This is a genomic window from Weeksella sp. HMSC059D05 (assembly GCF_001809725.1).
In the GTDB taxonomy this organism is placed as follows: domain Bacteria; phylum Bacteroidota; class Bacteroidia; order Flavobacteriales; family Weeksellaceae; genus Weeksella; species Weeksella virosa.
This window is the reverse complement of sequence record NZ_KV798514.1, coordinates 104,998-116,281: the sequence shown is the minus strand read 5'-3', so window position 1 is coordinate 116,281 and position 11,284 is coordinate 104,998. Positions and strand designations below refer to the sequence as shown.

11 protein-coding genes are annotated in these 11,284 nt (G+C 37.0%); 5 read left to right on the top strand and 6 right to left on the bottom strand.

The genetic code is table 11. The annotated features are described in order from the left end of the window. Window positions 1-91: 91 nt before the first annotated feature. From bshB1 to ccsA, 3 genes are all read right to left on the bottom strand, one after another. Window positions 92-796 (bottom strand): bacillithiol biosynthesis deacetylase BshB1, encoded by a 705-nt coding sequence (bshB1, locus tag HMPREF2660_RS00530; RefSeq protein ID WP_013597549.1) that lies wholly within the window; start codon window positions 794-796, stop codon window positions 92-94. A 1-nt stretch (window position 797) separates the two neighbouring features. Then, on the bottom strand, window positions 798-1,286 hold the full coding sequence (locus HMPREF2660_RS00525) for a glutathione peroxidase (protein WP_317039353.1): 489 nt from the start codon (window positions 1,284-1,286) through the stop codon (window positions 798-800). Window positions 1,287-1,460: 174 nt separating this feature from the next. Then, window positions 1,461-4,688, bottom strand: coding sequence for a cytochrome c biogenesis protein CcsA (gene ccsA, locus HMPREF2660_RS00520; RefSeq protein ID WP_317039352.1), 3,228 nt, complete (start codon window positions 4,686-4,688; stop codon window positions 1,461-1,463). A 265-nt stretch (window positions 4,689-4,953) separates the two neighbouring features. Between ccsA and HMPREF2660_RS00515 the strand changes: the two genes are divergently transcribed. Continuing rightward, window positions 4,954-5,484: a type 1 glutamine amidotransferase domain-containing protein gene (locus HMPREF2660_RS00515; protein WP_013597552.1), complete on the top strand. Its 531-nt coding sequence runs from the start codon at window positions 4,954-4,956 to the stop codon at window positions 5,482-5,484. 95 nt (window positions 5,485-5,579) lie between these two features. Here the strand turns inward: HMPREF2660_RS00515 and HMPREF2660_RS00510 are convergent, their stop codons facing one another. Further along, window positions 5,580-6,404, bottom strand: a complete 825-nt coding sequence (locus HMPREF2660_RS00510; protein ID WP_070485167.1) for an enoyl-ACP reductase FabI — start codon at window positions 6,402-6,404, stop codon at window positions 5,580-5,582. A 58-nt stretch (window positions 6,405-6,462) separates the two neighbouring features. Next, window positions 6,463-6,849, bottom strand: coding sequence for a YopX family protein (locus tag HMPREF2660_RS00505; protein WP_041942038.1), 387 nt, complete (start codon window positions 6,847-6,849; stop codon window positions 6,463-6,465). Between the two features lie 269 nt (window positions 6,850-7,118). Between HMPREF2660_RS00505 and HMPREF2660_RS00500 the strand changes: the two genes are divergently transcribed. From HMPREF2660_RS00500 to HMPREF2660_RS00485, 4 genes are all read left to right on the top strand, one after another. After that, window positions 7,119-7,646 (top strand): class I SAM-dependent methyltransferase, encoded by a 528-nt coding sequence (locus HMPREF2660_RS00500; protein WP_070485165.1) that lies wholly within the window; start codon window positions 7,119-7,121, stop codon window positions 7,644-7,646. Continuing rightward, entirely contained in the window at window positions 7,647-8,510 is an 864-nt protein-coding gene (locus HMPREF2660_RS00495; protein ID WP_070485164.1) for a glycosyltransferase family 2 protein, read from the top strand. Between the two features lie 57 nt (window positions 8,511-8,567). Then, window positions 8,568-9,356: a hypothetical protein gene (locus tag HMPREF2660_RS00490; RefSeq protein ID WP_141743524.1), complete on the top strand. Its 789-nt coding sequence runs from the start codon at window positions 8,568-8,570 to the stop codon at window positions 9,354-9,356. A gap of 87 nt (window positions 9,357-9,443) precedes the next feature. Further along, window positions 9,444-10,298, top strand: a complete 855-nt coding sequence (locus HMPREF2660_RS00485; RefSeq protein ID WP_255356385.1) for a hypothetical protein — start codon at window positions 9,444-9,446, stop codon at window positions 10,296-10,298. 6 nt (window positions 10,299-10,304) lie between these two features. Here HMPREF2660_RS00485 and HMPREF2660_RS00480 read toward each other — a convergent pair whose 3' ends face one another. Beyond that, window positions 10,305-11,270: a PorP/SprF family type IX secretion system membrane protein gene (locus HMPREF2660_RS00480; RefSeq protein ID WP_070485157.1), complete on the bottom strand. Its 966-nt coding sequence runs from the start codon at window positions 11,268-11,270 to the stop codon at window positions 10,305-10,307. Window positions 11,271-11,284 lie beyond the last annotated feature (14 nt).

The window sequence follows — 11,284 nt, the reverse complement described above, 5'->3', positions numbered from 1 at the left end:
CGCTCTAACCAACTGAGCTACAACCACCATTTCTATTGGACTGCAAATATACTATTGAATTCGATATTTACAAATATTTTTCAAAGAAAAATCAAATCAAATCGTCAAGCGATTGAATGCCAATATATCTACATGCCACAAATCCTTCAGCAGCTTCTACACCAATTAATCGTCCTAAATCCAACGCTCGATAGCGAATAGAATCCGTGAAATTTTTCGACGAGATTGCTGTTTGTGGTTCATCCTCTAGATTTGGATTATAAAATTGAGTTTTATAAGCCATACAAGCTTCTACTTTAATATCTAAATAGCCTGAAACATCTACCAAGAAAGTTGGCTCTATAGGTAACCATTGTATATAATGAAAATGTTTTTTTGGTCGCCATGCTTCTTGCTGGGTATCTATTTTTATCAAACCAGACAAAAACAGGGCATTGCTTACCAACTCAGCTGCTTTGCCGTGATCTGGATGTCGATCGGTTGGAGGATTACTCAATACAATATCGGGTTGATATTGACGAATTATCTTGACAATGGCAAGTTGATTGTCTTTATTGTTCTGAAAAAAGCCATCAGACAATTGTAGATTCTCACGCACTTTGACTCCTAATATCTTTGCAGCTGCTTTGGCTTCTTCCTTTCTTGTTTCAGCCGTGCCACGCGACCCCAATTCGCCTTGTGTGAGATCAAGGATTCCTACTTTTTTACCTTCGGCAATAGCTTTGGCTAAGGTTGCCGAACATCCTAATTCTACATCATCGGGATGTGCTCCGATGGCTAAAATATCTAACTTCATTTTACTTTTTTTCTATCCAACCGATAATTTCTTTACTATCTGGGGTTACTTTTGATGGATAGTTGGTTTCTAAGGTACCGTCTTCATTGATCAAAAATTTATGAAAATTCCATCCTACTTTGGCATCTTCTACACCGTTTAATTCTTTTTGTGTAAGAAAACTAAAAATTTGATTTTGGTTTTTCCCTTTCACATCACTTTTACTCATCATTGGGAAAGTTACACCATAGTTGAGTTGACAGAATTCGGCAATTTTTTTATTATCATCGTATTCTTGATTCAAGAAATTATCCGAAGGAAAACCAACGATTACAAAGTTTTGATCTTTGTATTGTTTATAAATTTTTTCGAGCGTTTCGAATTGCGATGTAAATCCACATTTGGACGCGGTATTGATTATTAATATTTTTTTTCCTTTGAGGTCGGCAAAATTGAAAGTTTCTCCGTTGATATCCTCGAAACTGTATTGATAAATTGTTGGCCGTGTCATTTGATTTTCTATTTTTTTTGGTGATGAAATTTCTTTGTTTTGTGCGTTACAAGCTAAAAAAGAGAAACTCAATAAACCGATTATTCCGTACTTTAACATTGGTGTATTTTATTTTTTTTAATTTTAGTAAGGTACAAAAAAAGCACCAAAGTGGTGCTTTTTATGATGATAGTTTTATTTCTTTTTTTTGTGGTATTTATTATAGGTTATTTTAGAGACAATACTCAAAATCAACATTCCGATAGCAGCTAAATACACCCATAATGGAACCGGAATTGGGTCACCTGCTGCATATGAATGCAATCCTGATAAGTAATAATTTACTCCAAAATAGGTCATAATAACCGACCAAATAGACCACATTGCAGCAATATTATACGCCCATAAACCTCGTAAGCCTGGCACTAAACGCATATGCAGAACTATTGCATAGACAATTACTGTAATAAATGCCCATGTTTCTTTCGGGTCCCAAGACCAATACCTACCCCAAGATTCGTTGGCCCACATCCCTCCAAGGAATGTCCCAACGGTGAGAAGAAATAAACCAATAGTCAGCGATATTTCGTTGACATATGCCATTTCTTTTAAGGATATTTTTATTTTCTTATTCGGTCTGAACAACATGATGATCAAAGAGAATAAAGATAAAACAGCACTTAGACCAAAAAAACCATAACTAGACACGATGATAGCAACATGAATTATTAACCAGTATGATTTTAACACGGGAACTAGGGGGGTAATTTGTGGATCTAGCATCGATCCTCCGTGTGCAAACCCCATCATAATTACCGCTACCATTGCTCCGGTTGCAGGGATAAAAGCGTTTCTATTTTTATGTAGTAATAAGCCAGACAGCACTCCAACCCAAGATATAAATACAATAGCTTCATACCCATTCGACCAAGGAGCGTGTCCTGTGAGATACCAACGTACCCCAAGACCTATAGCTTGCAGAATAAAAACAATAACGGTAAGCCCAATAAAGAAGTTTGTAATATACCGTAATAGTTTCGATTCTCTAAAGAGCTGAATAAATGCTAAAATAACCAAGGCGGAACCAACAATTGTATAAGCAATCATTATCCAAAAGAAAATATTGGCTTTGTTATATAGAACCTCTATTTCTACTTTTTTTGAGGGTGGGACTACATTTTTACCCCATTTGTGTTGGTACTCATCAATGTAATGTATTGCATTATCTGCTGCTCGCCAATCGCCCGTTTCGATCCCTTTCGAAACCATGTTGAAGTAAACACTTATCATTCCTAAAGCCATGGTATCGATTTCGACAGGGTTCTCTTTTCCTTGATAAACCCAAGACGTCCAGCGCTCTGAAGGATCATTTTGTACCGGAATAATTTTCAATTGGTATCCTTTTGCTGTATTATCCAAAATATTAAAACGTTCGGTAACATTAATTACCTCGTCATCAAACTTTGAGCGTTCGGCTGGTTTTTTAGAGAAGGATTTGTTATAGTGCTCATCCAACACAAAACGAGTTGTTTTCGGGTCGATAAGATTCATTAATGAGGTATAACCATCATCGTTGGCTTTTGTTAAATTTTTTAGTTTAACACCTCCTTTTTTGTCTACCTTAATCAATGGTGCATTGGCCCAAAAAGCAGGATCGAGTTGTACGGCGATAAACCACTGGTTAGCCGATAGCCCATAATATTTATCTTTTTTATAGATTTTCCGAAGAATATCCAATGCTTGTGTATCGATTGGTTTGATTCGTCCTTCGATATCTTGAATGAGTAAATGTCCAAACTTTTCACTATGCTCTTTTGGAATTTTTACCTTGCTTACCAAATCATTAGGATTATCCATTTCTTTCTGGAAAGCTTTCATGTGTTCGGCCGTATGCACTTCTTGTTGTGCTTTTGGTTCTTGTGCACTTCTACCATCGGTTGTGCTTGGTAGTTGTCCGAGACCATAAAAACTTAATAAGAAAAATGGTAGGAGAATCATTTTCTTCTGATGCAATGCTTTCAGTAGCGAATTCAATTGCCAAAAACGCGTTCCTTTCCAAAATAAAGTAACAAACATACTGGTAAACAATAGAAAATATCCTACATAAGTAACATTCGTCCCCCACCAATCTTGGTTAACAGAAAGGATGGTTCCTTGTTCGTCTGGGAAATAGCTAGCCTGGAAAAAACGATAGCCTTTATAATCCATCACGTTATTCATATAAATATGCTGTGGAGTTTCTTTACCTTCATCGATTACGGTTATCATACTTTCGAAAGATGATGGATTAATAGATCCTGGATAACGATCGAGTATAAAGTCGTCTAATCGTATGCTAAAAGGTGTTTTTACAATTTTAGATCCATAACCAATCGATATGTTCAATCCTGCTAAATTGGCATCTGCGGTATAGTTTGTTTGTCCTCTTCCACCTACAATAACCACAGTGTCGCGCTCATTTCCTACCGAAACTTCTGCATAGATAGCCCCAGGTAATTCGGCTTCATTCGGATTGAGTTTCGAACCATGTCGGTACTGAACTTCTCCCGTAAAAGGTGGAACAGGTACCACAAATTGTGCATTCATGATCGAATATAACGAACGGTATTTTAACGGCTCTTCTACATTGAAGGCTAATTTACCTGCGCCCTCTCTTAGTTTTTCTTCATCGGTAATTTGCCCGATTGCCTGTCCTTGCATCTGAACATATTCTCCCTCGAAAGGTGACTTTATAAGAATCTGCCCATCAACTTCTCTCAATTGAATGGTACCATCCATTGGTCGATTAAAAGTTACTAAAGCACCATTTATGCTTTTAATTTCTCCACTTCTGATGAAAACCGAACGGCGTCCGCCCTCACCTACTGTAACCAATTCTAGAATACGTTCTCCTTTATCGGTTCGCACAATCGTATCAAGTGCATGAGGGATATAATCAAACGTTTTTAGTTTAATGACTTTATCTTTGAACTGATATTTTCCTTCGAAGTGTCGACGAAACAAAAACGAAGTGCTGTCTTTTCTATCGAAATAAGTCATCGCATATTCGTGATTATCGTAAGCCATTCGCTGTTCACCGTCGTCAATTATCATCTTGAAATATGATTTATCTGATATGATTTCGTTGGTTGTTTCACCTTCTGCAATTGGCATTTGCCCTTCAAAAGAAATATAGCGTGTAATTGCACCACCTAAGAAAATAAACAAAAATGCTAAATGAAACACCAAAACCGGAAGTTTCTTAAACGACCACAAACTATAACGTTTGATATTAGCAATAAAAAGAGCCATTAACCAAACCATTAGAATCTCGAACCAGGTAGCATCGTAAATCAATTTTTTTGCGGTAAGAGTATCATAATCGTTTTCCACAAAAGTGGCAATCGCCATAGCAGCAGCGTAAATAAATAAAAGAACTGCCATGGTCCTGGTAGAAAATAGAATTTTTTGCAGCTTATCCATTTTATTGTTTTGTCGTACAAAAATAAGCGAGTTCAGCCGATTAAACACTACATAGTCAATGATTTTTGTTATCTAACCTGGTTTTAAATAGTTAAACTTTTATTAAAAAAGAGAATAAAAAATATTTACTGTTGTTTTTTATTTTTCTCATTGTCCGAAAAAGCAATATATTAGTACAAATTTCGAAGTAATAGGGTGATAAACCCAAAGTAAAAAACCCCAAACAATGAACAAACGAATAGCAATCTTAACCGAAGAAGGATTTGAGGAGGTGGAATTGAGTTCGCCAAAAAAAGTTTTGGAAGACGCTGGTTTTGAAGTAGATATTATTTCTACTACTTTAGAACCGATCAAATCTTGGGATCACACCGATTGGGGAAAAACCTACGAGGTAAATCGCAATGTCGATCAAGAAAAAATAAATATTTCTTGTTATGATGCTTTGATTCTCCCGGGTGGAGTTCTGAATCCCGACAAATTACGCCTCAATGAGAATGCTCTACAACTTATCCGTGACTTTAACGATGCAGGGAAGCCAGTTGCAGCTATTTGCCATGCACCACAAGTCTTGATTGATGCTGGAGTTGTAAAAGGTAAGAAATTAACCTCTTATCTTTCTGTGAGAAAAGATTTAGAAAACGCAGGTGCATTATGGCTAGATCAGTCTGTGGTAATTGATGGCAATTTAATCACCTCAAGGACTCCCAATGATTTATCGAATTTTAATCGAGCTATTTTAGAAGCTCTAAAAAAATAATCCTGAAAATATCCTTTATTTATTATTAACTTTTTGGATATAAAAAATTCCGCTCGATAGCGGAATTTTTTATATCTATATTTCTACTGGTTTTTCTATTCGTTATCAGCCGTTGGCTCGAACTTTTGTATAACCTCTGCAGAAACTCCTGTATTGCTATATCCACCGTCATGGAAAAGATTTTGCATCGTAACCATTTTAGTAAGGTCAGAGAACATTGCTACACAGTAATTTGCACAGTCTTGTGCAGTTGCGTTTCCAAGAGGAGAAACTTTCTCAGCATATGTTATGAAACCATCAAAGCCTTGCACTCCTTGTCCGGCTGTTGTTGGGGTTGGCGATTGAGATATCGTATTCACACGTACACCTTTTTCTTTACCCCAGAAATATCCAAAGCTACGAGCAATAGATTCTAAGTAAGCTTTGTTATCAGCCATATCGTTGTAGTTGGGGAATGTGCGCTGGGCGGCTATATAGGTTAAAGCTAAAATACTTCCGCCGCGGTTCATGATGTCCCTATCCCATGCAGTTTTCATGATTCGGTGAAAAGATACAGCAGAAATATCCCAACCTTTTGTTAACCAATCATAGTTAAGGTCGATGTATTCTTTTCCTTTGCGTACATTAACACTCATCCCAATAGAATGTAAGATGAAATCGATTTTCCCGAATTTCTCCGCTGCAGCATCAAACAATTTCCCTAAATCTTCCATAGAAGTGGCATCGGCCGGAATAACGTCTGAATTTGTTTTTTCTGCCAAAGCATTCAATTGTCCCATTCGTAGAGCAACCGGCGCATTGGTTAAAATAAATTCTGCTCCTTCAGCATGGCATTGCTCTGCAACCTTCCAGGCGATAGAATTGCTATCCAAAGCTCCAAATATGATCCCTTTTTTTCCTTTTAATAATCCGTATGACATGGTTTTATGTTTTCTTGATTCAAATGTACTTAAAAAAATTTAACAAATATTAAAAGTCCTATCGTAATTCACTGTTTTCAGTAAAAGCATGCGAAACAACTTCTAATTTATCGTGCTCGAAAAGATTATAACTTTCTACATTAATTGGCGTAATAAATCCCTGACGTAAATCGACCAATTCGGCTTGTTGCGTTTCTTCATTTATTTGTACCAAACCTCTTCTTTCTACAAAAGACTCACTCAAATAGTATAGTACAATATCCCCTTCGTATATTCGTCGATGTTTTTTGTCTTTCAATCCAATATCTCTATCCACTGTATCAAAATCCATTTGCTTCTCCGACCACTGGAAATCGTTATAAGCTTTGTAATAGACTACAGAAGAAATGCTCTCTTTTGCATAGCCCATCACCCGATTTTTTTTTCTTAGTCTATAATACTTCATTACACAAAAATACTTAAAACGAAACAATTCTTTACGATATTTTTCTTTACGCCAGGAGTTTTGGTAGGACAATATCCTTGTCCAATCAACCCAAATATTAAGCAACAAAAGGATAGAGTTTTACCTATAGCAACATAGGATCTTACCTTCTAAAAAAAATCTATCGATAAAAGGAAAAATCATTATAAAATATTTTCGACAAAAATGCCCAAATCTATTCGAGCGTAGTATCTTTACGTTCTATTCACCGCTTATCTAAAACTTGATTGATGTACAAAATATATCCAGAAAAAAGATACAACGAAACCTTGAAATTATTAACCAAATTTGCCCCAAAAGGCACAAAAATTCTTGATATAGGGGTAGAAAATCCTTTTTCTTTTGTGATGAAAGAAAATGGTTTTCTGGTAGAAAACACCCAAGGTGAAGATCTCGATTACCATCCTGAGGTGTTAGAAAATTACGACGTAGAATTTGTTACGGCTCTAGAAATCCTAGAGCATTTGGTCAACCCGATGGGTGTTCTCACGCATTTACCTGCCAACAAGCTTTTGGCTTCTGTTCCTCTGAAATTATGGTTCTCGCCTGCTTACCGTAATAAAAACGACGAACGAGATGTGCATTATCATGAGTTCGAATCATGGCAATTTGACTTCCTTTTAGAAAAATCTGGGTGGGAAATCAAACATCGCCATCAATGGACACATCCCACAAAAAAAATTGGTATTCGCCCGATTCTTCGGTATTTCTATCCACGGTATTATGCAGTTTATGCAGAACGTAAAAACCCAATCTAAGTGAATTATTCGGTTATTATTCCTGCACATAACGAAGAAGCTTTTATCGGGATTACTTTACAATCGCTGATCAAGCAAAGTGTTTTACCATCAGAAATTATTGTGGTCAACGATCATTCGAGTGATAAAACACCAACCATTGTCGAGCAATTTTCACATAACCACCCTTGGATTCGGTTGATTAATCGAACCTCGAAAGCCGAGCATCAACCTGGCAGTAAAGTGGTTTTGGCTTTTTTGGCTGGTTTGCCTCATCTCACCAAACCGTACGATATTTTGGTAAAACTGGATGCTGATCTAGATTTGCCTCTCAATTATTTCGAACAGATTATAAACGAGTTTTCGCACAACCCGAAAGTAGGTATTTTGGGCGGACATGCCTATATCGAAAAAAATAATCAGTGGCGATTAGAGCAATTAACCGATCCGGATCATGTGCGTGGCGCTTTTAAATCCTACCGAAAAGAAGTATATGAAGCTATTGGAGGTTTGCGTCCACAAATGGGTTGGGATACTGTTGACGAATTATTGGCCAAATACCACAATTGGGAAGTCTATACACTAACCAACCTGAAAGTAAAACATCTGAAACCAACGGGCGCAAATTATCAACCCGAAGCTCTCCTGAAACAAGGTGGCGCTTATTACACACTGGGCTATGGTTTTTGGATTACAACCATTGCCGCATTGAAATTGGCTATCAACAAACGAAAACCCTTTTATTTTGTTGGATATTTACAAGGTTATTTCGACGCGAAAAACGCTCAACTTCCTAAAATGGTCAATCGTGAAGAGGAACGGTTTATCCGCCAATATCGTTGGCATAAAATCTTAGAAAAACTTGGAATCCGAAAATCACAATAACATTAACAAATCGATTTTAATCGAAGATTGTTCTTACTTTCGAGTAAACACATGCGAATGAAAACATTTTACTTTTTTCTTTCTTTATTATTTACTGGTTTGTTTGTCGGGAAAGCACAATTTGCGCAAATGAAAACAATCAACGGTAAAATTGTCATCGATGACGAAGAAGACCACTCGGTAGAAGGCATCAATATCTTCAATCTTCGTTCTAAAACCTCGAGCAAAACCGACGAAAAAGGTCAATTTTCTATTTATACTAAAATTGGCGACACGATACAATTCGATAGACTTGGTTTGGTGAGTCGTCAGATTATTGTGCACCCTGATTTGTATGCGAGAGCGTATGCAGAAGTGCATATGAATATCGAAGTTATCGAACTCAACACAGCCATGGTAAATCCTCTTCGGATGGATCGTTTTTCCGATGAATCGGATATGACCTATCTGTATCGAAGTTTAGGAATCCGAAAAAAATCGTACAAAGAAGCTCTACCAAAAGTGGTCAGAGATAAAAAAGATTTGTATAAATTTCAGGTAGGACAGATTCTGAAACCAGTTGAACTCATCGGGCACTTGAATGGTTATTATCGAAAAAAAAGGAACTTAGATTTTTATGAAAATGAAGCTTATTTTGCAACCAAAATAAAAGATTATTTCCCGAATGATTATTTTACCGATGAACTGAAAATTCCGGCAGAGAAAATAGAAAACTTCATTAATTACACCATTCAGAGAACGAACATCAAAGATATGGTGAACCCAGAACGGTATTTTGATATTGGTTTGATTCTTGAAGAATACGCTCCGAAATATCTCAACGAATTGCAGCAAACAAATGAATAGAATCCTAATATTTTCATAATTTTAAGAATCATAGCTTGCATTGCAAAAAATCTGAATATTTTAGTTGTTTCATTCTTACATTTACCTATGTTGTATAGATACCTTTGGTTAATTTTTTTCATGCTTTTCGGGAGTGGTTTATTTGGTCAGCAAGCCGAGAAATGGGTACATGGCAATATTATCCTCGATCCGGATGGTGAAATGGCAGAAGGCGTATATGTAACTAATCTGCGGACAAAAGAAATTGCGATCAGTAATTTTGCAGGAAACTTTTCTATCCGTGCAAAAGAAGGGGATGTTTTGGATTTAAAATCAGATTATTACGAAAACAGAAAAATAAAACTCTCACACGAGTTATTTGCCAAAAATCTAGTTGTTATCCACCTAAATATCAACGTAATAGAATTACAAACCGCTTTGATTACTGCCCATCTTACGGGAATTCTTACCAAAGATGTGAAAGCCGGAAAACGTACAGATAAAGTTACCAAGCTCTACAAGCAATTGGGCGTGAATCCAGACATCAATCCTATTCGGGATACTTCGGCACTGAAGGCAGGGTTCTTCAACGGAGATATTTCGCTTACTCGATTAGATATTGGTCGGATTTACGATGTGCTTTCGGGCGATATGCGCAAAAGAAAAGCAACCTTGGAATTCGAAGCCAAAGCTGATAGACGCTTAAGTATCCGAAAATATTTCGGTGATGATTATTTTATCAACGACCTGAAAATACCGTCGTACAAAATCAATGATTTTATCGAGTATACGTATGCTAATTCGGGCATGAGTCGAGATGTCGAGAATGGGAATTATTTAAGCATCATGGAAAAATTGATTCGCTTCTCGACGATTTACAGACGATTGGTGTTGGAGAAAATTCCCGAATCGACGACAGAGAATCATCCTACCGAAACCCCTCCTACCGAAAAAGAAAATTAAACGCGATTAACGGAAATCTGGGTTCAGTGGATTGCTTAGATCCAAACCTAAACTGAATAAAAATCCATTTTTACGACCGTCAACTTGAAAGTCAGACAAGCCAATATCATACGACATTCCGGCTTTTAGCGAACCTACTTTCACCTTTACGATGGGCGAAACAAATAAAGGATCTTTGTAATCTTTAGAAATGCCTTGCTTGTACGATATCCCAACATCGAGGCCTTGCTCACGATCCCCAAAACCGAAATGTGCAATGAGATTCGCATCTAGACCACTATATCGATTCGCATTGGTGTTGTATACAATAGAAGGTTGTAGGTTGATGCCTTCTGTAAGGTACCATTCGTATCCTAAATTGAGATAATAGGTTGTCGGGAGCGGCTCGAAATTATTCACATAATAAAGATTGTTATCAATCGGAATATCAAGTACAGATACTCCTCCAAAGAAATTGGCATATCGAAAAGAAATTCCTAAGTTCATCATAAACGTATTGTAACGATCATTATTGAGCAAAGGATCGTTAGGATCATTGACCACAACATCTGACAAATCGAACGATTGATTGAAATACGAAGCCCCAAGTCCGAAAGATACCACATCTTGTAACTCATTGTGCCCACGAGAATCTTGAACCGGAATATGATAAGCAGCCGTCATATTGAAACCGCTCATTTTGGTAGCTCCATTTCGGTCGTTGAAGAAATACGTCCCTATTGCTAAACGATCGATGACCGTTGCATGCGCACTAATGGTTTGGGTTCTTGGGCTATTTGGCAAATCGTCCCATTGATTTCTGTTGCTTGCATTAATGCTGATATACTCGGGGTTTTGACCAGCATACGAGGGATTAATCAACATTTTATCGGTCACCAAATAGTGATTATAATACGGTAAAGATTGTTGTGCTTCTGCTTGCTGCAACAGAGAACCAAAACCGATCACAAGGGTTGTTAGAATTTTCTTCATAAGACAAATAATCG

Excerpts from the sequence above, each read along its gene's own strand:
- HMPREF2660_RS00480 (WP_070485157.1), bottom strand. The coding sequence starts at position 11,270 with ATGAAGAAAATTCTAACAACCCTTGTGATCGGTTTTGGTTCTCTGTTG.
- HMPREF2660_RS00505 (WP_041942038.1), bottom strand. The coding sequence starts at position 6,849 with ATGAAGTATTATAGACTAAGAAAAAAAAATCGGGTGATGGGCTATGCA.
- HMPREF2660_RS00525 (WP_317039353.1), bottom strand. The coding sequence starts at position 1,286 with ATGACACGGCCAACAATTTATCAATACAGTTTCGAGGATATCAACGGA.
- ccsA (WP_317039352.1), bottom strand. The coding sequence starts at position 4,688 with ATGGCAGTTCTTTTATTTATTTACGCTGCTGCTATGGCGATTGCCACT.
- bshB1 (WP_013597549.1), bottom strand. The coding sequence starts at position 796 with ATGAAGTTAGATATTTTAGCCATCGGAGCACATCCCGATGATGTAGAA.
- HMPREF2660_RS00485 (WP_255356385.1), top strand. The coding sequence starts at position 9,444 with ATGTTGTATAGATACCTTTGGTTAATTTTTTTCATGCTTTTCGGGAGT.
- HMPREF2660_RS00510 (WP_070485167.1), bottom strand. The coding sequence starts at position 6,404 with ATGTCATACGGATTATTAAAAGGAAAAAAAGGGATCATATTTGGAGCT.
- HMPREF2660_RS00515 (WP_013597552.1), top strand. The coding sequence starts at position 4,954 with ATGAACAAACGAATAGCAATCTTAACCGAAGAAGGATTTGAGGAGGTG.
- HMPREF2660_RS00500 (WP_070485165.1), top strand. The coding sequence starts at position 7,119 with ATGTACAAAATATATCCAGAAAAAAGATACAACGAAACCTTGAAATTA.
- HMPREF2660_RS00490 (WP_141743524.1), top strand. The coding sequence starts at position 8,568 with ATGAAAACATTTTACTTTTTTCTTTCTTTATTATTTACTGGTTTGTTT.